This window comes from Streptomyces sp. NPDC058457, from assembly GCF_042720695.1.
Lineage (GTDB): Bacteria > Actinomycetota > Actinomycetes > Streptomycetales > Streptomycetaceae > Streptomyces.
The window spans coordinates 1-25480 of sequence record NZ_JBHXLU010000030.1 but is presented as its reverse complement, the minus strand read 5'-3'; the positions used below and the strand labels follow the sequence as shown (position 1 = coordinate 25480).

Genomic DNA, 25480 nt, shown 5'->3' with positions numbered 1-25480 from the left:
CTTTGTACTCGAACGGCCGTCCAGGGAAACCCATGACCAAGAGTTCCCTGCCGGTTCACCGGACCTCCGGGCAAGCCGCTCAGTCGGTACCGGGCTGGACCATCCGGAAGAAGGCGCGGGCACCTGCGCGCCGCACGGACTGCCGCAGCCGCGCCGGGAACGGACGGGCGGGAGCCGGGGCGGGGATGCCGGCCGCCAGGCGTGGGAAGAGCGCCTCGGCGTTGCCGCGGTCGACGGCCGCGAGGGTGCCGGGGTCGACACCGCTGTCCAGCCCGTTGGCGAAGTACTGGCCCGCCGCGGCCGGCGCGAACGGCCAGTCGCTGCCGAACAGGACGTGCCCCGGCCGGGCGAAGGCGAGCAGCGTGGGCAGCGCGGCCGGGCTGGAGGACAGCGCGGTGTCGAAGTAGAAGCCGCGGAGGTCCTCCAGGATGTCCAGCGGGCTGCGCCCGGTGTCGGCGGCGAGGGCGACGGCCATGCGGTGGGAGGCGTACGGCACGAAGCCGCCCGCGTGGCTGAGGACGAACCGGATGTGCGGGTACCGGTGCACGACACCGTTGCGGACCAGGAGGTAGGCGGCGCGGGTGGTGTCGAGGAGGAAGTCGGCGGCGAACGGCGGGATCCCGTCCACCGCGGGCCCGGGCAGCTCGGCCGGGTGGACGAACGCGACGGCGCCGTGCTCGTCCAGGACCCGCCACAGGGCGTCCTGACCGGCGGCCCCGAGGTAGTCGCCGTCGGTGTTGGCGAGCAGGGTGACGCCGTCGGCGCCGAGCTCGGCGAGGGCGCGCTCGGCCTCCCGGGCGGCCGCGGCGGCGTCCGGCAGCGGCAGGGTGGCGAACCAGCCGAAGCGGCCGGGGTGTTCGGCGGCGAGCGCGGCGGAGAAGTCGTTCAGCCGGCGGGCCAGGGCGGCGGCCTCGCCGGGGTCGGTGAGGAAGCCGGTGCCCGGGGTGGAGACCGACAGGATCGCCGTCTCGGTGCCGAGCAGATCCATCAGCTCCAGCGCCGCCCCGGGACTCCACTCGGGCAGGGCGCGGCCGCCCGCCTCGGTGATCCCGTGCCCGGCGAGGGTGTCCCGGTAGAAGGGCGGGACCACGTGCTGGTGGACGTCGATCCGGCGCGAGGCGCTGGTCATGGGGCTGCTCTTCCCGTCGTGACGGCACCGGACCGCCTACTGACGGTCTGCTTACCGTAGCGCTGACTACAATTGGAGTAAACACTACATCAGTGGGTCGTGAGGGGGACGGAGCCGCGGAGAGCGGCTATGAGGTGGGGTGGGGGCGAACGGCCGTGGTCCGGGCGGATCGCCCGGTCCGGCGCCGTCGGCGACGTTACCGACGGTTACGATGCCCCTGGCGGCGGGGCAGAGGCCGACACCAGCGGCCTCCGCCTCTTGTCCCGCGACGGGTCGGCATGTTGTGGACGGGACGGGCACGAGAAGATCGTCCGTGACCCACGCGTCCACCCGATCCCGGAAGGAACCGACGAGATCATGCGCCTCATCGTGGCCCGCGGCCCGGCGGAGGTGTCCGGATGACCGGCGCCGAGGAACACGTCCTGCTGCACGTCGACGGACGGGCCGCGCACATCACGCTCAACCGGCCGAAGGCCATCAACGCGCTGTCGCACGCGATGGTGTGCCGCATCGACGAGGCGCTCACCGCCTGGGAGCACGACCCGGCCGTCCGGACCGTCGTCATCACCGGAGCGGGGGAGCGCGGCCTGTGCGCGGGCGGTGACATCCGCGCCGTCCACGACGACGCCCGCGACGGCGACGGATCGGCCGCGGCCGCGTTCTGGCGGGACGAGTACCGGCTCAACGCCCGCATCGCCCGGTACCCGAAGCCGTACGTCGCCGTGATGGACGGCATCGTGATGGGCGGCGGGGTCGGTGTCTCGGCCCATGGCCGCGTCCGGATCGCCACCGAGCGGTCGCGGATCGCCATGCCCGAGACCGGGATCGGCTTCGTGCCCGACGTCGGCGGCACCTACCTGCTCGGCCGCGCGCCCGGCGAACTCGGCACCCATCTCGCCCTGACCGGCGCCCAGATCGGAGCCGCCGACGCGATGCTGTGCGGACTCGCCGACCACTACATGCCCTCCGGCTCGCTCCCGGCGTTCGTCGCCGACCTCGCCACCCTGCCCGTGCCCGAGGCGCTCGCCCGGCAGGTCCGGCAGGCGCCGGACGGGGAGCTGGCCGGGCACCGTGCGTGGATCGACGCCTGCTACCGGGCCGACACGGTCGAGGAGATCGTCCAGCGGCTGCTCGCGCACGGCGACCCGGCGGCGAAGGAGGCGGCGGACACCCTGCTCACCAGGTCACCCACCGCCCTGAAGGTCACGTTGCAGGCGCTGCGCCGGGCCCGGCGACTCGGCTCGCTGGAGCGGGTCCTGGACCAGGAGTACCGCGTCTCCTGCGCGACCCTCGCGACCCACGACCTGGTGGAGGGCATCCGCGCCCAGGTCGTCGACAAGGACCGCACCCCGCGCTGGTCCCCGGGCACCCTCGCCGAGGTCACCGCCGCGGACGTCGACCGCTTCTTCGCCCCGCTCGGCGAGCGCGAACTGGGCCTCGCCCCACCCGTCTGAACCGCCCCACCAGCCGCCCACCAGGCCCGAGATGAAGATCACGCCTGGTGGTGCGGTCTTGGCCGTGCCCCTGACACGCGGTACGGTCTGTCCGATATCGACGACGGCGAGACGGAAGCCGGTGGAAATCCGGCACGGTCGCGCCACTGTATGCAAGAGCCCCAGGGCTGTTTGTGAGTCAGACCCGTGGCCGTCGTCCTGTGCACCACCGAGTTGGGACGCGAACTCCCAGAGGAGGTCCTGCCATGGCGCAGACCGTCGCTCCGCCGACAGCCAACACCCCCGCCGTTCCCGCCAAGCTGCCGCTGTCCGCGATAGCTCCCTGGGCGGTCTTCTTCGGCATCCTGATGCTGGTCCTGCTCTACTTCGTCGGCGCCGAACAGGGCGCCACCTCCGTGTTCAGCGGCACGGACGTCCACGAGTGGGTGCACGACGCCCGCCACCTGCTCGGCTTCCCCTGCCACTGACGCGAGGGGCGCCGTACCACCCATGAACTCCGCAACGGTCCGGAACCTCCTGGTGCGGGGCATGCTCGCCGGCCTGGCCGCCGGTCTGCTCGCCCTCGTCGTCGCCTACCTGCTCGGTGAGCCGAACGTCGACAAGGCCATCAGCTTCGAGGACGCCCACTCCCACGAGCACGAGATGGAGGTCGTCTCCCGCTCCCTGCAGTCCACCGCCGGCCTGGCCACCGGTGTCCTGGTCTACGGGGTCGCCTTCGGCGGCATCGCCGCCCTGGCCTACTCCTTCGCCCTCGGCCGCGTCGGCCGCTTCTCGCCGCGGGCGACCGCGCTGCTGCTGTCCGGCTGCGCGCTGACGGCCGTGTACGTGGTGCCGTTCCTGAAGTACCCGGCCAACCCGCCGTCGGTGGGCGACCCGGACACCATCGGCAAGCGGACCACGCTGTACTTCCTGATGATGCTGCTCAGCGTGCTCCTCGCGGTCGCCGCCACCATCCTCGGCAAGCGGCTCCAGCCGCGACTGGGCACCTGGTGGGCGACCGTGCTCGCAGTGGTCGCGTTCGGCGTCCTCATCGGGCTGGCGTACCAGTTCCTGCCGGTCGTAAACGAGGTGCCGAAGGACTTCCCGGCCACCCTGCTGTGGCGGTTCCGGCTCTCGGCGCTCGCCATCCAGGCGGTGCTGTGGGGCGGATTCGGCCTGCTGTTCGGCGAGTTGGCCGACCGCGTCCTCAACCCCAGGCCGGCGAAGACGCCGGCCGCCGCACGCACGGTGCCCGCTCCGCACTGACCGGGTCCGCGGCACACCGAACGACACGTGAGGGCCCCCGGAACCGTCCGGGGGCCCTCACGCGTTCGCCATCTGCCATCACCGCCCTCGGCCTCAGGAGCGGCCGGCCGGCCCCACCTTCACCGACAGCTCCGTCGAGCCCTTCAGCGGCAGCGAAAGGGTGCGGAAGCCGTTGGCCGGGTCGCGGATGTAGTCCAGGTAGTCGGGCTCGGCGTTGTCGTTCATCACCAGCGCGCCCTGGCGCAGTTGCGGTGCGACGGTCTCCATGACCTGGCGGGCCAGCGAGGGGCCCGAGTCCACCGGCCAGCCGTCGATGAGCGCGAAGTCGACGGGCCCGCCCAGGTCGCGCAGCGTCTCCCGGGCGTCCCCGATCCGGAGGTCGACCAGGTCGGCGAGACCGGCCTCGGCGAGGTTGCCCAGGGCGGCGGCCGCCTTCTCCGGGACGATCTCGGAGCCGATCACCGTGCCGCCGCCGTTGTCGCGGACCGCGGTGGCGAAGTAGAGCGTGGAGACTCCCAGGGAGGTGGCGAACTCCACGACGCGGGTGGCGCCGACGGCCCGGCACAGCAGATAGATCAGATCGCCCTGCGCGGGATCGATGGAGAAGCCGACGTCGGGGAAGGCGTGCGGGTCCCGGGTGCCGCTCCGTGGACCACCCCCGCCCGGGCGGCGGCGCGCGGCCTGGACCCGGTCCAGTACGGCCCGGACCCGGGGATCCTGCAGCGGACTGGTGGCGTGCTCGGTCGGCATCCCGAACCCTCGATTCCTGCGGTCAACATCATCGATACGGTCTGTGGAGTATCACGATATATCGATGCCGCTGTCCGTGGTCCCGTGCGGGTGCCGCCGTGCGCAATCAATGCCTGCGGGCCGCCGTATCCTTCGGGCCGTGACGGCGACTTATGTACTGGACGGCACCGAGATCAGGACCCTGGAGGACTTCTGGCGGGTGATCGGCGAGGCGGTCAACGGGCCCGGCGGCTACTTCGGCCGCAACCTCGACGCGTTCGTCGACTGTCTCAGGGGCGGCTTCGGCACGCCCGAGGACGGCGACTTCGTCTTCGAGTGGCGCGACCACGAGACGTCCCGGGCGCACCTGGGCCATGCGGAGACCGCCCGCCAACTGGAGCTCCGGCTCGCCCGCTGCCACCCGACCAACCGGGCGACCGTCGCGGCGCAGTTGGCCGAGGCCCGCGCGGGACGCGGCGCCACCGTCTTCGACTGGCTGGTCGGCATCTTCCAAGAGCAGGCTCCGGATGCGGTACGACTGCTGTGAACCCGCCGTGAACCCGCCGTGTCTTCGGCGCGCGACCGGTGCCGCACTCGCGCCCGCGGCCGCTGACAAGGAAAGATGGGCGGCGAGCGATCGATCAACGACTGCGGAGGAAGTGGACTCATGCCGCATGAGCGAGCGGGCCGGCCGGCGGCTCCGGAGGACCTCGTCGACGTGGCCCGGCTGGTCACGGCCTACTACGCGCTGCACCCCGACCCGTCCGACCCGGGCCAGCGGGTGGCGTTCGGCACCTCGGGACACCGCGGATCGTCGCTGACGACCGCGTTCAACGAGGACCACATCGCCGCCACCAGCCAGGCCATCTGCGAGTACCGCAGCGGCCAGGGCACCGACGGCCCCCTCTTCCTCGGAGCCGACACCCACGCCCTGTCCGAGCCCGCCAAGGTCACCGCCCTTGAGGTCTTCGCCGCCAACGGCGTCACCGTTCTCATCGACAGCGCCGACGGCTACACCCCCACCCCCGCCGTCTCGCACGCCATCCTCACCCACAACCTGGGCCGTACGACCGGCCTCGCGGACGGCGTCGTGGTCACCCCCTCGCACAACCCGCCCGCCGACGGCGGCTTCAAGTACAACCCGCCCAGCGGCGGCCCCGCCGCCTCCGACGCCACCTCCTGGATCCAGGACCGCGCCAACCAGATCATCGCGGGCGGGATGAAGGACGTACAGCGCATCCCGTACGAGCGCGCGCTCGCCGCGCCGACCACCGGCCGGTACGACTTCCTGGGCACCTACGTCGACGACCTGCCCAGCGTCCTCGACCTCGACGCGGTCCGGGCGTCCGGGCTGCGCATCGGAGCCGACCCGCTCGGCGGCGCCTCCGTGGCCTACTGGGGCCGGATCGCCGAACGGCACGGGCTCGACCTCACCGTGGTCAACCCGTACACCGACCCCACCTGGCGGTTCATGACGCTGGACTGGGACGGCAAGATCCGCATGGACTGCTCCTCGCCGTACGCGATGGCCTCACTGATCGAGAAGCGGGCCGAGTTCCGCGTCGCCACCGGCAACGACGCCGACGCCGACCGGCACGGCATCGTCACCCGCGACGCCGGGCTGATGAACCCCAACCACTACCTGGCCGTGGCCATCTCCTACCTGTACCGCCACCGCGACCGGTGGCCGGCGAGCACCGGCATCGGCAAGACCCTGGTCTCGTCCTCGATGATCGACCGGGTCGCCGCCGACCTCGGCCGTCAACTGGTCGAGGTCCCGGTCGGGTTCAAGTGGTTCGTGGACGGACTGGCCGGCGGCGCCATCGGGTTCGGCGGCGAGGAGTCGGCCGGCGCCTCCTTCCTGCGCCGGGACGGCTCGGTGTGGACCACCGACAAGGACGGCATCCTGCTCGCCCTGCTCGCCTCCGAGATCACGGCCGTGACGGACAGGACCCCGTCCGAGCACTACGCCGATCTCACCGCCCGCTTCGGCGAACCCGCATACGCCCGCATCGACGCCCCCGCCACCCGCGAGGAGAAGGCCCTGCTGGCCAAGCTCTCCCCGGCCCAGGTCACCGCCGAGACCCTGGCGGGGGAGCCGGTCACCGCCGTCCTCACCGAGGCGCCGGGCAACGGCGCGGCGATCGGCGGGATCAAGGTGACCACGGAGAACGCCTGGTTCGCGGCCCGCCCGTCCGGCACCGAGGACGTCTACAAGATCTACGCCGAGTCCTTCCAGGGCCCCGACCACCTGGCCCGGGTACAGCAGGAGGCCAAGGCGGTGGTGATGGCCGCACTCGGCGGCTGACGCCCCGGGCGGCCCGGTCAGGTCGCGAAGGTGCGGCGGCGTGCCCGGGCCTCGGCCAGGTCCGTCGCCGCCCGGCGGGCGTTCGCCGCGAGGTGGGCCGATCGCCAGGCGTGCGCGGTGCGTTCGGCCAGCGCGTAGCCCTCGGCCGCCGCCCGGTCCTCGCCGAGGAGCCGGTGCAGGTCGGCGAGGGCGTGCGCGAGCGGACGGCTCGCGTACACCGCGCCCGCCGCGCCCGCCAGCTGGTCCTGCAGCGGAAGCAGGTGCCCGAGCAGGGCGGCCGCCGAGTCGTGGTCTCGGTGGAGCACGGCGAGCTGGGCGCGGAAGTCGAGCTCCAGGCCGTAGAGATGGTCCTGCAGCGGCTCCGGGGACACGGGTACGGCCAGGGCCTCGTCGAGTCTGCCCAGCCGGGTCAGGACCAGTGCCCGGGCCACCGCGACCGGAGCTCCTGCGGACTCGTACACGGCACGGACCACGGGTTCGATCTCGGCCGCCCGGTCCTGGACGAGCCGTATGTTGATCAGCGCCAGTGTGCGCACACCGGTGGCGTGGTGGGCGCCCACCTGTTGGAGCAGTGCGTCCGCCTCGGCGTAGGCGGTCTCCGCAGCCTCGAAGCGTCCGGCAACGGTGGCCAGCATCGCGGAGGTCGCGGCGCTGAGCCCCTGGGCCCACACCATGCGGTAGCGGCGGGCGAGGACCAGACCCTCCGCAGTGTGCCGCTGCACGGTGGCGGGGTCGTTGCGGGCGGCGGCGGTCATCGCGTCCAGGTTCTCGCAGACCCAGCGATAGGCGGGCAGGTCGTGGGCGTGGGCGAGATCGCGCAGCTCGGCGGTGAGCGACGACCGGGTGCCGGTCCGGGTCTCGTGCGGCAGCAACCGCGCCGAGGTCATCAACGCGGCGGCCATCAGAGCGGGTTCGCCGTCGGCGCGGGCGAGCGCCAGCTGGTCGCGGGCCGCCTCCAGGGCCCGGGGCGGGTCCTCGGCGGCGAGCGCGTCCACGAGGGCCTGCAGGACCCGGGCCCGGGTCGGGCCGTCAAGGCCGGGATCGGCCGCGAGCCGTTCGAGGCGGGCCAGCGCGGTCCGGTCGTACCGTCCTTCGAGCCGGCTGCGCCAGGCCGCGGGCTCGGTCCACACTCCGTACACGGCTGCCACCAGGTCGCCCCGGTCGGCCTGTTCGGAGAGTTCCACCGCACGCTGCCGGGTGCGCCGGGCCGCGTCCGTGGCGCCGGTCCGCACCTGCGCGCCGAGCAGCCGTACCAGCAGCTCGATCAGCCGGTCGGGCGGGGCGTCGTCGCCGGTGGTCGCGGTATGGGTGTCGATCGCCTGCTGGATCAGGGTGACGGCGACGTCGTGGGCGTAGCGCCGTTCGGCGGCCTCGGCCGCCCGCAGCGCGTAGTCGACGGCGAGCGGTGCGTCGGCCGCGCTGCCGGAACGGGCGAAGTGGTGGGCCAGAGCGGCGAGTTCGGCCGGTCGGTGGTGGCGCAGGAGGCGCGCCACGCGGGCATGCAGCCGGGAGCGCCGGGCGCCGGACAGGTCGGCGTAGACGGTGTCGCGGACCAGGGCGTGCACGAACCGGACGCGGCCCGGCCCGGGTTCGGCGAGCAGACCGGCGGCCAGCGCGGCGTCCAGGCCCTCCAGTGCCTGTTCCTCGTCCGTCTCGGCGGCGTCGACGAGCAGCGCGACCTCGGCCTCCAGGCCCAGCACCGCGGTGAGCTGTACGACGGACCGGGCGGCGGCGGGCAGCAGGGCGAGGCGCCGGCGCAGCACGTCACGGACGCCCTGGGGGACCTCGGAGACCGCGACCAGGGCGCCTTCGCCGGCCAGGAGACGGGCGCTCTCCAGGACGTAGAACGGATTGCCGCCGGTGCGCTCGGCCAGCGCGGTCACGGTCGCCGGATCCACGGGCGACCCGCAGACGGCGTCGACGAGGGTGGCGGTGTCCTGTGGGGTCAGGCCGCCGAGCGTGATCCGGTGCGGGGCGGCCGGGGCGAGCTGGGCGAGGGTCTTGAGGAGATGCTCGCCGACCTCCGTGGGCCGGTAACCGGCGACGGTGAGCAGGGGCACCCCGGTGACGGCGGCCGCCGCCTCGACCAGGGCGAGGGTCTCGGCGTCCGCCCGGTGCAGGTCCTCCAGCAGGACGGCTAGGGGTGCCCGGGAGGCCGCGCCGCGCAGCCAGGCGGCGAAGGCGCGATGCATGCGGAAGCGGCCGGCGGTGGCCTCGGCCTGGGCCGTGCCGGCCGTGCTCTCCGGTTCCCGCAGCAGCACCGCCAGCTCCTCCGGGCGGGCCGGCGGCACCTCGCGGGCGAGCGCGCCGAGCGCCTCCACCCAGGCCCAGGCGGGCGGTGCGCCCTCGTACTCGGGGCAGCGCCCGATCACCACCCGCCAGCCCGCCTCCCGCAGCCGGGCGGCGGCCCGGTCGAGGAACGCGGACTTGCCCGCCCCGGCCGCGCCCGTGACCAGCACGAGGCCGCCCGCCTGCCGTGCGGCCCGGGCCGCCCCGTCCAGGCTGCGCAGTTCCGGGCCCCTGCCGACGAACAGACCGCGCCCGGTGCGCGCGGTGAGTTCGGCGGCGGGCTCGGCCTCGGGCACGGCCGCACGCAGCACGTCGAGCCGCCCGTTGAGCACGGCGTGCTCCAGCTCCCGCAGGGCGGGCCCGGGATCACAGCCGAGTTCGGCGCGCAGCACGGCGGTGGCGCGGCGCAACGCGGCGAGGGCGTCGGCCCGCCGGCTGCAGGCCCACTGGGCGAGGGCGAGCAGCCGCCAGCCCTCCTCGCGCAGGGGACTGTCCCGGACCAGCGACCCGGCGTCGGCCGCGGCCTGTGCCGCCCGGCCGGTGCGCAGGTCCGCGGCCACGGCGAGTTCCCGGGCCTCCGCGCGCAGCCCGGTCAGCCGGGCCACCTCGACGGCGGCCCACTCCTCGTCCGCGTGCTCGGCGAAGGCCGGTCCCTGCCACCAGCCCAGGGCCTCGGCGAGCAGCCGGCGGGCCTCCTCGGGCGAGGCGGTGCGGGCGCGCCCGACCCAGGTCTCGAACCGCCAGGCGTCCACCGCGTCCCCGGCCAGCCGCAGGGCGTATCCGGGGGCCGTGGTGACCAGGACGGTGGCCGGGGCCCGCGGCGGCCGCCCCGGCTCCAGCGTCCGACGCAGGTTGGACAGGTAGGCGTGCAGCGACACGGCGGCCTTGGCCGGCGGCTCGCCCCGCCACAGCGCGTCCGTCATCCGGTCGACCGGTACGACACCGCCGCGGGCCGCAACCAGCAGCCCCAGCACAGCACGCTGCCGCGGAGCACCCAACTCGACGGGTGTCCCGGCGACTTCGGCACCCAGCGGACCCAGGACTCGCAAACGCAGCACGGCGCGGGAATCTACCCGAGCGCTGCATCGATCCTGTCAACAGATGTTGAACGCGCGTTGTACGAGGCCGCCGAGCCGACCACCCGCCCGCCGCCAAGCCGGTCGCCAAGCGGACGCCAAGAGGGGTCGGTCACGGTCTGCGGCTGACGTACACACCAGATCGTTGGAGCAGGAAAGCGTGTCCCTCAACAGCAGTCACGGCGCCTCCGCCACCGCAGAGCGTCCTCATACCCACGAAATGGTCGTGGTCCACCGGGTCTTCCGCCGCGAGTCGGCGCTGCTGCCCCGGCTGGTCCGCGCCGTGCCCGACGGCGACCGCGCACGCGCGGCACAGGTGGCCGCCGCCCTGCGCGACTACACCCTCGGCCTGCACCACCATCACCACGCCGAGGACGAGCTGATCTGGCCGCTGCTGCGGGCCCGGGCCGCGCACGACGAGGCGCTGGTGGAGCGGATGACGGAGCAGCACGAGGCGATCGACCGCACCCTGGCGGCGGTCACCGAGTGGCTGCCCCTGTGGGAGCAGTCCGCAGACCCCATAACCGGCGAGGAACTGGCGCTGGCGCTGGACGCGCACCGGAGCGCGCTCCTGGATCACCTCGACGAGGAGGAGCGCTCGGTGCTGCCGCTGATCGCCGAGCATCTGACCGTCCCGGAATGGGAACTGGTCGGACAGCGCGGCCTGGAAGGGCTCCCGAAGAACAAGCGTCTGCTGGCCCTCGGCGCGATCCTGGAGGAGGCCACCCCCGAGGAGAGCGCCTTCTTCCTGGGCAGGGCCCCGCTGCTCGGCAGGCTGCTCTGGCAGGCCGTCGGCCGCCGCCAGTACGCCGCCTACTGCCGGACCATGCGTGCCCCGCTGGACGGCGAGTAGACCATGGCCCTCCTCGACTCCGCCCCGCTCGACGTCCTGGACGCCTACCGGACCTGCGAGTTCGTCACCCTGGGCCGGGACGGCACCCCGCTCGCCTGGCCGACGGCCGTGCGGCGGCGCCCGGACGGGACGCTGCTGCTCAGCACCTCCCTGGCGTTCGCGCAGAAGGCGCTGAACATCCGTCGGGACGGCCGCGTCGCCCTGCTCTTCTCCGACCCCACCGGCAGCGGCCTGGAGAAGGCTCCGCAGATATTCGTCGGCGGCCGCGCCGACTGCCCCGACGAGATCATGACCGGGCCGCAGGGCGCCGAGGACTACTGGCGGATGCTGTTCGAACGGCAGCCGCACAGCAGGTCGTACGTCTCGGCACCGATGCGGCTGGTGATGGACTGGTACTACCTGCGGCTGCTGATCACGGTGACGCCCCACCAGGTCGTCGTACGGCCGCCGTCGCCCGTGGCCGACCTGCCCGTGCCCGCGGCGGCGGCCGGTGACCTGGTGGGCGCCGCGCAGCTCGCCCGCTTCCCGACCGCGGTGCTCGCCGCGCGCGACGCCTCCGGGGCCCCGGTACTGGCCCGGACCCGGCCGGTGCCCACGGGCGAAGGGTTCGCCGTGGACGTACCGGCCGACTGCCCGGCCGCTCCGGGCCCCGCCGCCCTGCTGGTGCACCGGCACGACGAGCGCCTCAACCACATGCAGAACGCGCTCGTGCGCGGCGAACTGCGCGAGAGCGGCTCCGGACTGCTCCTGGTCCCCGCCAAGGTGGTGGAGCCGATGGGATCGGGCCGGGTCAGCGACGCGGTGAGCGTGCTCCGCAGCACGAGGCGGGCCACCGACCGCTATCTGCGCCGACGCGGTCTGACCCGGCCGCAGGTGGATTGGCGGGAGTTCAGGGCGCTCGCGCAGGAGGCGCGACGGCGCGACGGGGCCTGATCCCGGTGCGGTGCTCCGGGCCGTCTCCGCCGGGACGGCCCGGAGGCGTCCGTCAGTGCGGGGACGCGTCGCAGGTGACGTCCGTGGCCGGCAACCGCCCGGCTCGCGCACCCGGCGTGGACTTCACGGAAAACGTTGCCATGCGTCATCACGCCGGGCACGGCAGGCGCCGCGATCACTCCGGCGGGCCGCCGCATTCGAAGTGGGGGCAACCCCCGGCCGAAGCCTGCGGCGAACCCCCGCCGCCTACGCCGACCGGCACTCCGCGAGCCGCTTCTCCAGGAACCTGCGCTCCGCCGCGTTCTCCGCCAACTCCAGCGCCCGCTCGTACGACCGGGCCGCCTCCCGGGTACGTCCCATGCGGCGCAGCAGGTCGGCGCGGGTCGCGGGCAGCAGGTGGTAGCCGGCCAGGTCGTCCTCCGTCTCCAGCTCCGCCACCAGGGCGAGCCCCGCCTCCCCGCCCTCCGCCATGCCCACGGCGACCGCGCGGTTCAGCCGGACCACGGCCGAGGGGACGTACCGCTGGAGTTCGCCGTAGAGGCCGGCGATGTCGGCCCAGTCGGTGTCGGCGGCCGCCGGAGCGGCGGTGTGGCAGGCCGCGATGGCGGCCTGGATCTGGTACGGGCCGGGGCGGCCCCGGCGCAGCGCGCCGTCCAGGAGCGCGGTGCCCTCGTCGATCTCGGCGCGGTCCCAGGCCGTGCGGTCCTGGTCCTCCAGGGTCACCAGGTCGCCGGCCGCGTCCGCCCGGGTGTCCCGGCGGGCGTCGTGCAGCAGCAGAAGCGCGAGCAGCCCGACGACCTCCGGTTCGTCGGGCATCAGCCCGGCCAGCAGCCGGGCCAGCCGGATCGCCTCGGCGCACAGGCCGGTCCGCATCAGGTCGGCGCCGGCCGTGGCCGCGTACCCCTCGTTGAACAGGAGATACAGCACGCCGAGGACGCCTGTCGTGCGTTCGGGCAGCAGATGCGCGGGCGGCACCCGGTACGGGATGCCGGCGTTGCGGATCTTCCGCTTGGCCCGCACCAGCCGCTGCGCCATCGTCGCCTCGGGGACGAGGAACGCGCGGGCGATCTCGGGCGTGGTCAGCCCGGCGAGGGTGCGCAGCGTCAGTGCGACCCGGGCCTCGATCGGCAGCGCCGGGTGGCAGCAGGTGAAGAGCAGCCGCAGCCGGTCGTCCGCCACCCCGCTGTCGTCGCCGTCGTCGTCCGGGTCGTACGGTCCCTCGTCCCGTGCCGGCACCGCCGCCTCCCGCAGCTTCCTGGCCCCCACCGCCTCCCTGCGCAGCACGTCCAGGGCGCGGTTGCGGGCGGTCGTGGTCAGCCAGGCGCCGGGGCGGCCCGGCACGCCGTCGCGCCGCCACCGCTCCAGCGCCTGGGCGAAGGCGTCCTGCGCGCACTCCTCGGCGAGGTCCCAGTCGCCGGTCACCCGGATCAGGGTGGCGACGACCTGGGCCCACTCCGTGCGGAAGGCGGCGGCGACGGCCTCCGCGACCTCGTCCGTGGTGCTCACTCCCAGACCGGCCGTACCTCTACCGAGCCGCCGGCGAGCGCCGCGGGGTGCCGGGAGGCCAGCGCGATCGCCTCGTCGAGGTCGGCGACCTCGACGACGTCGAAGCCCGCGACGTACTCCTTGGTCTCGGCGAACGGCCCGTCGCTCAGCAGCACTTCGGCACCCTGGACACGGACGGTCGTCGCGTCGGCGGCGGGCCGCAGCCGGGCGCCGCCCTTGACGACGCCCCGGGTACGGACCTCCTGGATGTACGAGGTGAAGCGCGGGTCCTCGGCGATCTCGGCGGGGCTGAGCTCCTCGCCGCCGACCGGGGTGCAGATGAACATGACGTACTTCATGACGGCTTCGCCTCCAGGGGCACCGAGACGTGTTCGTGCGCGATCAGCCAGCTGAAACCGGTGTCCCGGTAGCCGGTGGTCGCACGCATCACCCGGTCCAGGGGCTCCCCGGTCACACGGGTGCCGTGGATCCGGACGAGGGCGTGACTGAAGGTGCTGCCCTCCCCGGGACGCACGCGGAGTTCCAGTACCTCGCGGTGCACGGGCCCGCTCAGCGTCGCGAACCACGCCTCGACCGTCTTGCGCAGCGCGCCGATTCCCGACTGCGTCTCAGCACCGGCGGGCCCGAAGACCTCCACGTCGGGTGCGTAGCAGGCCGTCATCCGGTCGATGTCCCGGTGACGGGCGGCCTCCGTCAGTTCCGCGTCGATCCGGCGTACGGCCGTCTCGGCGTCCTCCATGAGCCCCTCGTCCCAGAACGGGCGCACCTCCATGGCCCCGATGGTGGCCACCGGGTGCCCGGCGGCGACCCGTACGGCCTCCTCCAGGCTGTCGCAGTCGACGACGTCGAACCCGGCCACGTACTCCTTCGTCTCCGCGAACGGCCCGTCGGTCCGCAGCACCTCCCCGTCCCGCACCCGCACGGTGACCGCCCGGTCCGGCAGCTCCAGCCGGTGGCCGTACAACCGGGTCCCGCGCCGGACACCGTGCTCCTCCACCCAGGGTTCGACCGGCGCCATCCCGGATGCGTCGGCGGTGTCGTCGCCGCAGACCAGCAACATGTACTTCATGGTTCCTCCCGGTGCTCAAGAGCTTCCTGCATCCCACCGACGAACGGAGCCGGCCGGAATCGACACCCCGGCGGAACCCGATGCCGACGTTCCGGTCCGCTCCCGCCTCATGACGGTCCCCACAGGCCGTGCCCCCGGCCCAGGATGCCGTGCGGGTCGTGGACGCTCTTGGCCTCGGCCAGGGTGCTCCACCGGCTGCCGTAGTGCTCCCGCCAGTCGCCGGGGGACATGGGCAGCGCGTTGGCCGGGTAGGCGATCGCGCCCTTCGCCCGCGCGTACTCGTACGCCGTGCGGTTGGCGGCCACCATCGGGTCCGCCGCGCCGGGGGCGGCGGTGCGCAACAGGGCGAGCAGATGGACGACCTCGCCGCGCGGGTGGCGGAACAGCGGGGCCCGCAGGGTGCGGGTGAGCAGGGGATAGAGCAGGACCAGGCCGCCCGCGCGCAGGTCCCGGAAGCCGGGGTCGGCGAGGATGCCGGTCACGACGGACGCGGCGGTGTCCTCGGGGAGCAGCAGGTTCAGCCAGGGGTGCGGGTACAGCCACTCGCCGGTCGCGCGCAGGATCTCCTCGTCGGTGGCGACCCGGTTCGCGAACTCGGCGTATGCGAGGTCCGTGCTCTCCGAAGCGGTGAAGGAGAGGCCGCCGAGGAGGGTCCCGTCGTCGGGCGGGGTCGTCCCCCGGTGGGCGGTCACGGCCTCGACCATGTAGGTCCAGTCGCCTGCGGTGTCCTCGGTGGGGCGGGCCTGGCCTTCGAGGTGGTCGAAGCGCCGGTCCGTCGCCAGCAGGTGCTGGTCGGCCAGGTAGGCGTCGAGGCCGGGGTAGTACAGGCAGTAGCGGCGCACCAGGGCGGGTGCGGGGGACAGGCGCAGGGTGGCCCGGACGATGACGGCCACCTGTCCCAGGCCGGCCAGGACCGCGTGGAAGAGGGCGCCGTGGTGTTCCGGCGAGCAGACCAGGTGCTCGCCGGCACCGGTCACCACCTCCAGCTCCAGCACCGAGTCCGCGACCAGGCCGTGCCGGTGGCTGGCGCCGCCCAGCCCGCCCACGCTCAGCACACCGCCGACGCCGGCACCGAGGTAGTCGGTGAGCACGGGCGGGGCGAGCCCGTACGGCAGGGTGGCCGCGAGCACGTCCCGCCACAGCGCCCCCGCCCGGACCTCCACCCGGTCCCCGGCCACCGGCCCGACCGCGCTCAGCTCACAGAGGTCCAGGACGATCCCGCCGCGGGCCTGCCCCTGGCCGTACATCGAATGACCGCCGGCCCGCGCCGCCACCGGGATCCCGCGCGGCCCGGCATACGCCAGCACGTCCCTGACCTCGGCCGCCGACCGGGGCCGCAGCACGCCCAGCGGCGGTGCGCTCACCAGGTGGCCGAAGTCCTCGGCGGCTGCCCGCAGGGTCTCCGGGCGGGTGTCCAGCAGTTCCACGAATCGTGCGGATACACGGTCCGACGACGTCACGCGGCACGCTCCAAAGAGGCATCGACCGACACGGGCGGAACCATTTTCGTGCCCTGGCGCATCGGACGGATCTCGTTTCCGCCTTTGCACCTGAACACGATGGCTGGTTTACTCCGCCGGAATCCGGAGAGCAGCGTGACCGGAGTCGTGCCCGCGTCGCTCCCCGGAGCGCATGTCCTGTGAGGTGTTCTGGTCTGTCAGGCTCCCGTGAGACAGCAACCGCAGTAGACCGCAGTGGTCCACCGGCCGCACGCCGCGACGCCTACTTCGACAACGCGAAGTACCTGGCGATCGTGCTCGTGGCCGTCGGGCACGCCTGGGAGCCGCTGCGCTCGGACAGCCGTACCGTCACCGCGCTCTACACGTTCGTGTACGCCTTCCACATGCCGGCGTTCATCGTCGTCTCCGGGTACTTCTCCCGCGGCTTCGACGCGAGCCCGGCCCGGATCAGACGGCTGGTCACCGGGGTCGCCGTGCCCTACGTGGTGTTCGAGGTCGCCTACACCCTCTTCACCCGCTGGAGCGACCACGCCCCGGACCGCGAGATCAGCCTGCTGGACCCGCTGTACCTGACCTGGTTCCTGGCGGCCCTGTTCATCTGGCGGCTGACGACGCCCGTCTGGCGGCTGCTGCGGTGGCCGCTGCCCGTCGCGCTCGCGATCGCCATGCTCGCGAGCCTGTCGTCGTCCATCGGAAACGACCTCGACCTGCAGCGGGTCCTGCAGTTCCTGCCGTACTTCGTGCTCGGTCTGTGTCTGCGGCCGGAGCACTTCGGCCTGCTGCGCCGCCCGCGCGTGCGGGTGGCCGCCGTGCCCGTCGTAGGCTGCGCCCTCGCCGTGGCCTACTGGGCGGTGCCGCACCAGGGCTACCGCTGGTTCTTCCACCGGTACAGCGCCGAGCAGCTCGGCGTGCCCGCCTGGTACGGGCCCGTCATGACCCTTGTCACCTTCGGCTGTTCCCTGGTGCTGGCCGCCTGCTTCCTCGCCTGGGTACCGGGCCGCCGCACCTGGTTCACCGCCCTCGGCGCGGGCACGCTGTACGGCTACCTGCTGCACGGCTTCGTCGCCCAGGGCGCCAAGCCCGCCCACTGGTACGGCCCCGCCTGGATGCACGGCCCGCTGGGCGCGCTGACCGCCACCCTCGTCGCCGCCGTGGTGGTGACGCTGCTGTGCACCCCGCCGGTGCGCCGGGTCTTCCGGTGCGTGATGGAGCCCAGGATGGAGTGGGCGTTCCGGATGGAGGAGGGGCGCCCTGAACGGGCGGGGGAGGGCCGCCCGGCGCAGGACGGCCGGCGAAACGCCGCACGGGTCCTTTCCGGGAGCCGCTGAAGCGGCAAATATGCCGCACCATGGACATTCTGCTCGTCGCGAGCGCGTTCAACAGCCTGTCCCAGCGGGTCTACGCCGAACTGTCCGACCTCGGCCACCGGGTGGACGTCGTCCTCGCCGGGCGGGGCCCCGACACCGTCCGCCGCGCCGTACGGGACCGGCGCCCGGAGCTGATCGTCGCACCGATGCTGAAGACGGCACTCCCCGAGGACGTCTGGCAGGAGCACACCTGCCTGATCGTCCACCCGGGACCGCTCGGCGACCGCGGCCCTTCCTCCCTCGACTGGGCCATCGCCGGCGAGGCGGACCGGTGGGGAGTGACCGTGCTCCAGGCCGAGGCGGCCATGGACGCGGGCGCGGTCTGGGCGAGCGAGCCGTTCCCGGTGGCGCCGGTCGGCAAGAGCGACCTCTACCGCAACGAGACCGCCGACGCCGCCCTCACCGCCGTCCACCGGGCCGTACGACGGTACGCGGACGGCTCGTACAAACCGCGGCCGCAGAGCGACCCCGCCATCCACGGGCAGGTCGTCTGGCGTGACGTCTTCCGGCAGCAGCGGCGGCGGATCGACTGGGCGGCCGACGACACCGCGACGGTGCTGCGCAAGCTGCGCGGGGCCGACTCGCAGCCCGGGGTGCTGGACGAACTCCTCGGCCGCGAGGTGTTCCTGCACGGCGGCCACCCCGAGGACGGACTGCGCGGAGCACCCGGTGAACTGCTCGCGACCCGGGCGGGCGCGGTCTGCCGGGCCACCCGCGACGGCGCCGTCTGGATCCCCGAGCTGCGCCCCCGCAAGAACTCCGGCGACCCGGCCCCGTTCCGCCGCCCCGCCACCGACGTCCTCGCCGACCCCGCCCTCCCCGAGAGCCCCGCCCCGCTCGAACTGCCCCCGGACCGCCGCACCTGGACCGACATCCGCTACCGGCAGCACGGCGACGTCGGCCTCGTCGCCTTCTCCTTCCCCGGCGGCGCGATGAGCACCGACCACTGCCGGCGCCTGCTCGCCGCCTACCGGTACGCCCTCGACCGGCCCACCCGGGTCCTGGTGCTCGGCGGCCGGCGCGACTTCTTCTCGAACGGCATCCACCTCAACGTCATCGAGGCCGCCCCGGACCCCGCCGAGGAGTCCCGGGCCAACCTCGACGCCATGGACGACCTGGTCGAGGCCGTGCTGCGGACCACCGACCGGCTCGTCGTGGCCGCGCTCGGCGGGAATGCGGCGGCCGGCGGTGCCATGCTCGCCCTCGCCGCCGACGAGGTCTGGTGCCGGGCCGGCACCGTCCTCAACCCGCACTACCGGCGGATGGGCCTGTACGGCTCGGAGTTCTGGACGTACTCGCTGCCGCGCCGCGTCGGCGCGGACACCGCCCGGCGGCTGACGGAGCAGGCCCAGCCGGTGAGCGCCGCGACGGCCGCCCGGACCGGGCTCGTCGACCGGCTGCTGCCGGTCCCCGCACAGGGCTTCACCGCCGAGGCCGAACGACTGGCGGCCGAGCTCGTCCGCACTCCGGACCTCGACCGCCGGATCGCCGCCAAGGCCGCGGCGCGCCGGGCCGACGAGGCGGAACGGCCGCTCGCCGAGTACCGGCGGGACGAACTCGCCCGGATGCACGCCGTGTTCTTCGACCCGGGCGCCGCCTACCACTCGCTGCGTTCCGACTTCGTCCGCAAGGTCCCGGGCGGTGCCCGGTGACGCGGCTGCTGGTGGCGGGCGTCGGCAACATCTTCCTCGGTGACGACGCCTTCGGCCCGGAGGTGATCCGCGCCCTCGACGCGCGTCCGCTGCCACCCGGAGTACGGGTCCGGGACTACGGCATCCGGGGCATGGACCTCGCCTGCACCCTGCTCGACGGCTGGTCGGTGGTCGTGCTCGTGGACGCGGCCGCACGCGGCGAACACCCCGGCACCCTGTCCCTCGTCGAGCCCGAACTCCCCGACGGCCGCTCGGCCGCCCCGCCCGAGGCGCACGGCATGGACCCGGCGAAGGTGCTCGCGCTCGCCGCCCACCTCGGCGACGAACCCCTGCCCCGCGTCCTCGTCCTCGCCTGTGAGCCAGGGGAGCTGCCGCGCGGCGACGAGGACATCGCCCCGGGACTGAGCGCACCCGTCCGGGACGCGGTCGGACGGGCCGTCGCGGCGCTGCACACCCTGGTCCCGGCGCTGCTGGCCGATCCCCTGGTCACGCCCGCGTTGGACCGCCCGGAGGAATCCACGGCCCCCGCCGCGGCCGGTCGCCCGCCGACAGCCGCCACCGGCGCGGAGGATCGCTGAGCGGACCTGGTGAAGTCGGCTGCGGAACCGCGCCCCGTCAGGGGCGCGGGGCTGAGCCGATGTGCGGCCACCGCCGCGTGGGCGCGACCAGCCCCCACCGGCCCGCGGTAAACGAACGGCATCACCAGCGAAGCGCTCAGCGGACCAGGACGCGGACCCATCCGCTCCGAAGGTTCTGCCCGAGCCCAGCGACCGAGGAGCGGAGTACCCATGTGTCAGTCGGAGGAGGTCACCCGGGCCGTCCTGGCCAGGAACGACGGCCTGGCCGCGAGCCTGCGCAGCGATCTGGCGGCGCGCGGGGTGAGCGTGGTGAACCTGCTCTCCAGCCCCGGCAGCGGCAAGACCGAGCTGCTCGGCCGGGTGCTGGCCCGGGCGGGGGAGCGGGGCGTGCCCGTCGCCGCCTTCACCGCCGACCTCGCCACCGAGAACGACGCGAGACGCCTGGCCCGTTCCGGGGCGCCGGTCAAGCAGCTGCTCACCGACGGGCTGTGCCACCTGGAGGCACGGCAGGTCCGCGGCCATCTGGAGGGCTGGCTGCCGCCGGAGACCGCGCTGCTGTTCGTGGAGAACGTCGGCAACCTGGTCTGCCCGGCCTCCTACGACCTCGGCGAGCACCTGCGGATCGTGCTGATGGCGGTGACCGAGGGCGAGGACAAGCCCTCGAAGTACCCGACCGCCTTCGGCTCCGCGCATCTGGTCGTGCTCACCAAGACCGACCTCGCCGGGCCCGCCGGCTTCGACGAGACCGACTTCGCCGACCACGTCCGGCGGGTCAACCCCGGGGTGGAGATCATCCGCACCTGCGCCCGCACCGGGGAGGGCGTCGACACGGTCCTCGACCGGGTGCTCGCCGTACGCGACGGCGCCCCCGTGCACACACCGCCCCTCGCCCCGCACCCGCACGGTCACGTCCACGCTCCCACCGCCTCGTGACGGCGCCCACCACGACGGCCGCCGTCCGCCGGCGCATCACCGTGCGCGGGACCGTACAGGGCGTGGGGTTCCGCCCCTACGTCCACCGCCTGGCCGCCGAACTCGCGCTCACCGGGTTCGTCGGCAACACGGCGAGCGGGGTGCTCATCGAGGTCGAGGGGGCGGCGGCCGGCGTCGCACGGTTCTGCGAGCGGCTCACCGGAGAACCGCCGCCGCTGGCCACCGTGACCGCCGTGGGCGTCGAGGAGGTACCGGCCACCGGGGCGGACCCCGGCTTCACCATCCGCGCCACCGATCAGTCGGCCCCGGGCCGCACCCACCTCCCGCCCGACACCGCCACCTGCCCCGAGTGCCTGCGCGAACTGGCCGATCCGGCCGACCGCCGGCACCGCCACCCCTTCATCACCTGCACCCACTGCGGGCCCCGCTTCACCATCGCCACCGGAATGCCGTACGACCGCGTGGTCACCACGATGTCCGGCTTCCCCATGTGTCCCGCCTGTGCCGGCGAGTACGACGCCCCGGCCGACCGCCGCTTCCACGCCCAGCCCGTGGCCTGCCCGGACTGCGGTCCCCGGCTGCGGCTGGTGCCCGCCGCGGGCAGCGGAGTGAGAGCCGCTCTCGACGGTGATGCCCTCTCACGGGCACGAGAACTTCTCGCCACCGGGCAGATCATCGCCGTGAAGGGTATCGGCGGCTACCACCTGGCCTGCGACGCCTCCGACGCCCGGGCCGTCGACACCCTGCGCACCCGCAAGGCGCGCGGCGACAAGCCGTTCGCGGTGATGTGCGCCGACCTCGGGGAGGCGGAGCGGATCGCCGAGGTCGGGACGGCCGAGCGGGCCGCGCTCACCAGCCCCCGGCGCCCCATCGTCCTCCTCCGCCCCCGCCCCGCCGCCCGGCTCGCGCCCGGCGTCTGCCCCGGCAGCCCGCACCTCGGCGTGCTGCTGCCCTACACCCCCGTCCACACCCTCCTCTTCGGCCTCCCCGGCGACCCGCCCGGCCCCCGCGTCCTGGTCATGACCAGCGGCAACCGCTCGGGCGAGCCCATCGTCACGGACGACGAGGAGGCGCTGACCCGGCTGTTCGGGCTCGCCGACGCCTGGCTGGCCCACGACCGGCCCATCGCCTCGCCGTGCGACGACTCCCTGCTGCGGGTCCGTGCCGACGGCACCGAGCAGGTTCTGCGCCGCTCCCGTGGATACGCGCCGCGCCCGCTGCGCCTGCCGGTCCCGGTGCGGCCCGCGCTGGCAGTGGGCGGCGACCTCAAGAACGCGCTGTGCGCCGGCGAGGGCGACCTGGCCTGGTTCGGGCCGCACATCGGCGACATGGGCGACCTGGCCACCCTGGAGGCGGCCGTCAGGGCGGAACGGCACGTGTACCGGCTGACCGGGGTCCGCCCCGAACTGGTCGCCGCCGACCGCCACCCGGGCTACCACTCGGCAGCCTGGGCCCGCCGCCGCGCCACCCGACTCGCCCTGGGCAAGCCGGTGTTCGTCCAGCACCACCACGCCCATATCGCCTCGGCGATGGCCCAGGCAGGCCTCGACGGCACCACACCCGTCATCGGCGTCGCCTTCGACGGCACCGGCTACGGCGACGACGGCACCGTCTGGGGCGGCGAGGTGCTCGTCGCCGACTACACCGGCTACCGGCGGCTCGCCCACCTCGCCCCGGCCCCGCTGCCCGGCGGGGACGCGGGTGTCGCCAACCCGTGCCGGACCGCACTGGCCCGGCTGTGGGCGGCCGGACTGCCCTGGGACCCCGACCTGCCCAGTGTCGCCGCCTGCTCCCGCGAGGAGCTCAGGCTGCTGGCACGGCAGTTGCCGAGCCAGGTCGGCTGTGTCGCCACCTCCAGCATGGGGCGCCTCTTCGACGCCGTGTCCTCCCTCGCGGGCGTGTGCCACCGCGCCGGGTACGAGGCCCAGGCCGCCCTGGAGCTGGAGGCACAGGCCTGCGCGGCCTGGGGCGTGGACACGGCCGGGTACCCCTTCGGCGACGGTTTCGACCCGGCCCCCGCGCTGCGCGCGATCATCGCCGACCTGCGGCGCGGCACCCCGGTGCCGGTGATCGCGGCCCGCTTCCACCGCGGGGTCGGCCGGGCGGTCCTCGACCTCTGCGCCGACGCGCGCCGGGCCACCGGGCTGACCACGGTCGCCCTCACCGGAGGCGTGTTCGCCAACGCGCTCCTCGAGGACGCGAGCGCGGGCCTGCTGCACGGCGCCGGATTCACGGTCCTGCGGCACGGCGAAGTCCCGCCGAACGACGGCGGACTGGCCCTCGGGCAACTGGTGGTCGCGGCCCACCGGAGACGACCCGACGACGACCGATCCACGGCAGTCACCGACGAGACGGAGTGACCCATGTGTTTGGCAGTGCCCGGCAGAGTCGTGAGCATCGACCACACCGCCGATCCGCTCACCGGCCTGATCGACTTCGGCGGGGTGCAGAAGCAGGCGTGTCTGGAGTACGTGTCGGACGTCGAGGTCGGCGAGTACGTCATCGTCCACGTGGGCTTCGCCCTGCAGCGACTTGACGAGGAGTCGGCCCTGGCCTCCCTCAAGCTCTTCGAGGAACTAGGGCTCCTGGAGGAGGAGTTCGGCGACGCCTGGCAGCAGGCGGCCCGGCAGTCCGAGTCCGAGGGGAGCGAGGCCCGGTGAAGTACCTCGACGAGTTCAACGACCCCCAGCTGGCCCGCCGGCTCCTGGACGAGATCAGGGCCACCGCCACCCGGCCCTGGGCCCTGATGGAGGTGTGCGGCGGCCAGACCCACTCGATCATCCGGCACGGCATCGACCAACTCCTGCCGGAAGAGGTGGAGTTGATCCACGGCCCGGGCTGCCCGGTCTGTGTCACCCCCCTGGAGTGCATCGACAAGGCACTGGAGATCGCCGCCCGCCCCGACGTGATCTTCTGCTCGTTCGGCGACATGCTCCGCGTCCCGGGCACCGACCGGGACCTGTTCCGGGTCAGGGGCGCGGGCGGTGACGTCCGCGTGGTCTACTCACCGCTCGACGCGCTCCAGCTCGCCCGGCGCCACCCGGACAAGCAGGTGGTGTTCTTCGCCATCGGCTTCGAGACCACCGCCCCCGCCAACGCCATGGCCGTCCACCAGGCCAAGCGCCTCGGCCTGGCCAACTTCACCCTCCTGGTCTCCCATGTCCGGGTCCCCCCGGCCATCGAGGCCATCATGACCGCCCCTGCCTGCCGGGTGCAGGGCTTCCTGGCCGCCGGGCACGTGTGCAGCGTGATGGGCATGGCCGAGTACCCCGAACTCGCCGAACGGCACCGGGTCCCCATCGTCGTCACCGGCTTCGAACCGCTCGACATCCTGGAGGGCATCCGCCGCACGGTGGGCCAGCTGGAGCGCGGCGAGCACCGGGTGGAGAACGCCTACGCCCGTGCCGTGCGCGCCGACGGCAACCCGGCCGCGATCCGCATGATCGAGGAGGTCTTCGAGGTCACCGACCGGGCCTGGCGCGGCATCGGCCGCATCCCCGGCAGCGGCTGGCGGCTGAGCGAGGCCTACCGCGCGTTCGACGCCGAACACCGCTTCGACGTCAGCGACATCCGCACCGAGGAACCCGCCGAGTGCCGCGCCGGCGAAGTCCTGCAGGGGCTCATCAAACCCACCGACTGCGCGGCCTTCGGCACCACCTGCACCCCGCGCACCCCGCTCGGCGCCACCATGGTCTCCAGCGAGGGCGCCTGCGCCGCCTACTACCTGTACCGCCGGATGTCCGAACCGGCGCTCCCGCGCGAGGAGATGAACCCCGTTGGCTGAGCAGACCGTCGTCGACCCCGCGAACTGGACCTGCCCGGCGCCGATCCGCGACCAGCCGGTCGTGGTCATGGGCCACGGCGGAGGCGGCGCCCTCTCCGCCGAACTGATCGAGCAGATCTTCGCCCCCGCCTACGGCAACGCCCTCCTCGCCGGGATGACCGACTCCGCCGTCCTCCACCTCGGCGGCGCCCGGCTGGCCCTCTCCACCGACTCCTACGTCGTACGGCCGCTGTTCTTCCCCGGCGGCTGCCTCGGCGACCTCGCCGTCAACGGCACCGTCAACGACCTGGCGATGAGCGGCGCCCGGCCCGCCTACCTCTCCGCCGCCTTCGTCCTGGAGGAGGGCGTCGAGCTGACCGTCGTCGAACGCATCGCGCAGGCCATGGGCGCGGCGGCCGAGACGGCCGGTGTCACGATCGCCACCGGCGACACCAAGGTGGTCGAGAGCGGCCACGGGGACGGGGTGTACGTCACCACCGCCGGCGTCGGCCTGGTCCCCGAGCGCGTCGACATCCGGCCGCAGCGGGCCCGGCCCGGGGACGCCGTCATCGTCAGCGGGCCCATCGGGCTGCACGGTGTCGCCGTGCTCAGCGTGCGTGAGGGGCTGGAGTTCGGCGTCGAGATCGCGAGCGACACCGCGCCGCTGGCCGACCTGGTCGCGACCATGCTGGATGTCACCCCCGACATCCACGTCCTGCGCGACCCGACCCGCGGCGGTCTGGCCGCGTCGCTCAACGAGATCGCCCGCGCCTCGGGAACCGGGGTACGGCTGGCCGAACGGGCCGTCCCGGTCCCGGACGCGGTCGCCGGCGCCTGCGGTTTCCTCGGCCTGGACCCGCTCTACGTCGCCAACGAGGGGCGGCTGGTCGCCTTCGTCCCGCCGACGGAGGCCGAGGCCGTCCTCGCGGCGATGCGCACCCATCCGCAGGGAACGGGTGCGGCGGTCATCGGCCAGTGCGTGACCGAGCACCCCGGCATGGTGGTGGCGGCGACCGGCCTGGGCGGCACCCGGGTCGTGGACCTGCCGCTCGGGGAGCAACTGCCGCGCATCTGCTGACGACAGGGCGATGACCCCGCGGGTGGCCGCGGCCCGGCCGGCGGGGTGGGGGATTAAC

At 74.0% G+C, this 25480-nt stretch carries 22 protein-coding genes, 1 pseudogene and 1 riboswitch; of the genes and pseudogenes, 16 read left to right on the top strand and 7 right to left on the bottom strand.

The window, feature by feature from the left end; all coding sequences use genetic code 11:
* Positions 1-79 precede the first annotated feature (79 nt).
* Positions 80-1129 (bottom strand): amidohydrolase family protein, encoded by a 1050-nt coding sequence (locus ACFWPS_RS23730; protein ID WP_383708145.1) that lies wholly within the window; start codon positions 1127-1129, stop codon positions 80-82.
* A 294-nt stretch (positions 1130-1423) separates the two neighbouring features.
* On the opposite strand from ACFWPS_RS23730, the pseudogene ACFWPS_RS23725 reads away from it, so the two are divergent.
* The 4 genes and pseudogenes from ACFWPS_RS23725 to ACFWPS_RS23710 form a co-directional block, all read left to right on the top strand.
* Positions 1424-1531 (top strand): annotated as a pseudogene (locus ACFWPS_RS23725) (acyl-CoA dehydrogenase family protein); the annotation flags it as partial.
* Positions 1528-2583, top strand: a complete 1056-nt coding sequence (locus tag ACFWPS_RS23720; protein ID WP_383708144.1) for an enoyl-CoA hydratase/isomerase family protein — start codon at positions 1528-1530, stop codon at positions 2581-2583. The pseudogene ACFWPS_RS23725 and the gene ACFWPS_RS23720, both read left to right, overlap by 4 nt.
* Before the next feature lie 67 nt (positions 2584-2650).
* A riboswitch (cobalamin riboswitch) is annotated at positions 2651-2792 on the top strand.
* Positions 2793-2828: 36 nt separating this feature from the next.
* Positions 2829-3050 carry a CbtB-domain containing protein gene (locus ACFWPS_RS23715; protein ID WP_351960613.1) on the top strand — a complete coding sequence of 74 codons (222 nt, stop codon included), beginning with the start codon at positions 2829-2831 and terminating at the stop codon, positions 3048-3050.
* Positions 3051-3072: 22 nt separating this feature from the next.
* The gene (locus ACFWPS_RS23710) at positions 3073-3828 is read left to right on the top strand and encodes a CbtA family protein (RefSeq protein WP_383708143.1); all 756 of its coding nucleotides are present in this window, start codon (positions 3073-3075) and stop codon (positions 3826-3828) included.
* Positions 3829-3921: 93 nt separating this feature from the next.
* Here the strand turns inward: ACFWPS_RS23710 and ACFWPS_RS23705 are convergent, their stop codons facing one another.
* Positions 3922-4578 carry an O-methyltransferase gene (locus tag ACFWPS_RS23705; RefSeq protein WP_383708142.1) on the bottom strand — a complete coding sequence of 219 codons (657 nt, stop codon included), beginning with the start codon at positions 4576-4578 and terminating at the stop codon, positions 3922-3924.
* A gap of 139 nt (positions 4579-4717) precedes the next feature.
* On the opposite strand from ACFWPS_RS23705, the gene ACFWPS_RS23700 reads away from it, so the two are divergent.
* Positions 4718-5104 carry a barstar family protein gene (locus ACFWPS_RS23700; RefSeq protein ID WP_383708141.1) on the top strand — a complete coding sequence of 129 codons (387 nt, stop codon included), beginning with the start codon at positions 4718-4720 and terminating at the stop codon, positions 5102-5104.
* 120 nt (positions 5105-5224) lie between these two features.
* A complete protein-coding gene (pgm, locus tag ACFWPS_RS23695) occupies positions 5225-6865 on the top strand; it encodes a phosphoglucomutase (alpha-D-glucose-1,6-bisphosphate-dependent) (RefSeq protein WP_383708140.1) in 1641 nt (546 codons plus the stop codon).
* 17 nt (positions 6866-6882) lie between these two features.
* On the opposite strand, the gene ACFWPS_RS23690 is transcribed toward pgm, so the two are convergent.
* Complete coding sequence (locus ACFWPS_RS23690) at positions 6883-10212, bottom strand: BTAD domain-containing putative transcriptional regulator (protein WP_383708139.1); 3330 nt, start codon at positions 10210-10212, stop codon at positions 6883-6885.
* Positions 10213-10375: 163 nt separating this feature from the next.
* Between ACFWPS_RS23690 and ACFWPS_RS23685 the strand changes: the two genes are divergently transcribed.
* On the top strand, positions 10376-11083 hold the full coding sequence (locus tag ACFWPS_RS23685) for a hemerythrin domain-containing protein (protein ID WP_383708138.1): 708 nt from the start codon (positions 10376-10378) through the stop codon (positions 11081-11083).
* A gap of 3 nt (positions 11084-11086) precedes the next feature.
* The gene (locus ACFWPS_RS23680; protein WP_383708137.1) at positions 11087-12016 is read left to right on the top strand and encodes a pyridoxamine 5'-phosphate oxidase family protein; all 930 of its coding nucleotides are present in this window, start codon (positions 11087-11089) and stop codon (positions 12014-12016) included.
* 246 nt (positions 12017-12262) lie between these two features.
* On the opposite strand, the gene ACFWPS_RS23675 is transcribed toward ACFWPS_RS23680, so the two are convergent.
* From ACFWPS_RS23675 to ACFWPS_RS23660, 4 genes are all read right to left on the bottom strand, one after another.
* The gene (locus ACFWPS_RS23675; protein WP_383708136.1) at positions 12263-13522 is read right to left on the bottom strand and encodes an RNA polymerase sigma factor; all 1260 of its coding nucleotides are present in this window, start codon (positions 13520-13522) and stop codon (positions 12263-12265) included.
* Positions 13519-13860, bottom strand: coding sequence for a YciI family protein (locus ACFWPS_RS23670; protein WP_383708135.1), 342 nt, complete (start codon positions 13858-13860; stop codon positions 13519-13521). Before ACFWPS_RS23670 ends, ACFWPS_RS23675 begins: the two co-directional genes overlap by 4 nt.
* Complete coding sequence (locus tag ACFWPS_RS23665) at positions 13857-14591, bottom strand: nuclear transport factor 2 family protein (RefSeq protein ID WP_383708134.1); 735 nt, start codon at positions 14589-14591, stop codon at positions 13857-13859. The genes ACFWPS_RS23670 and ACFWPS_RS23665 overlap by 4 nt, the downstream gene beginning before the upstream one ends.
* A gap of 107 nt (positions 14592-14698) precedes the next feature.
* On the bottom strand, positions 14699-16018 hold the full coding sequence (locus ACFWPS_RS23660; protein ID WP_383708133.1) for an FAD-binding protein: 1320 nt from the start codon (positions 16016-16018) through the stop codon (positions 14699-14701).
* A gap of 227 nt (positions 16019-16245) precedes the next feature.
* Here ACFWPS_RS23660 and ACFWPS_RS23655 point away from each other — a divergent pair, with 227 nt between their 5' ends.
* The 8 genes from ACFWPS_RS23655 (at position 16246) to hypE (ending at position 25422) form a co-directional block, all read left to right on the top strand.
* Positions 16246-17379 (top strand): acyltransferase family protein, encoded by a 1134-nt coding sequence (locus tag ACFWPS_RS23655; RefSeq protein WP_383708214.1) that lies wholly within the window; start codon positions 16246-16248, stop codon positions 17377-17379.
* A gap of 20 nt (positions 17380-17399) precedes the next feature.
* Entirely contained in the window at positions 17400-19070 is a 1671-nt protein-coding gene (locus ACFWPS_RS23650; RefSeq protein WP_383708132.1) for a hydrogenase maturation protein, read from the top strand.
* On the top strand, positions 19067-19648 hold the full coding sequence (locus ACFWPS_RS23645) for a hydrogenase maturation protease (protein ID WP_383708131.1): 582 nt from the start codon (positions 19067-19069) through the stop codon (positions 19646-19648). Before ACFWPS_RS23650 ends, ACFWPS_RS23645 begins: the two co-directional genes overlap by 4 nt.
* A gap of 210 nt (positions 19649-19858) precedes the next feature.
* Complete coding sequence (hypB, locus tag ACFWPS_RS23640; protein ID WP_383708130.1) at positions 19859-20581, top strand: hydrogenase nickel incorporation protein HypB; 723 nt, start codon at positions 19859-19861, stop codon at positions 20579-20581.
* The gene (gene hypF / locus ACFWPS_RS23635) at positions 20578-22941 is read left to right on the top strand and encodes a carbamoyltransferase HypF (RefSeq protein WP_383708129.1); all 2364 of its coding nucleotides are present in this window, start codon (positions 20578-20580) and stop codon (positions 22939-22941) included. Before hypB ends, hypF begins: the two co-directional genes overlap by 4 nt.
* Before the next feature lie 3 nt (positions 22942-22944).
* The gene (locus ACFWPS_RS23630) at positions 22945-23241 is read left to right on the top strand and encodes a HypC/HybG/HupF family hydrogenase formation chaperone (protein ID WP_383708128.1); all 297 of its coding nucleotides are present in this window, start codon (positions 22945-22947) and stop codon (positions 23239-23241) included.
* Positions 23238-24365 carry a hydrogenase formation protein HypD gene (gene hypD / locus ACFWPS_RS23625; RefSeq protein WP_383708127.1) on the top strand — a complete coding sequence of 376 codons (1128 nt, stop codon included), beginning with the start codon at positions 23238-23240 and terminating at the stop codon, positions 24363-24365. Before ACFWPS_RS23630 ends, hypD begins: the two co-directional genes overlap by 4 nt.
* Positions 24366-24432: 67 nt before the next feature.
* A complete protein-coding gene (gene hypE / locus ACFWPS_RS23620) occupies positions 24433-25422 on the top strand; it encodes a hydrogenase expression/formation protein HypE (RefSeq protein ID WP_383708213.1) in 990 nt (329 codons plus the stop codon).
* Positions 25423-25480: the final 58 nt, after the last annotated feature.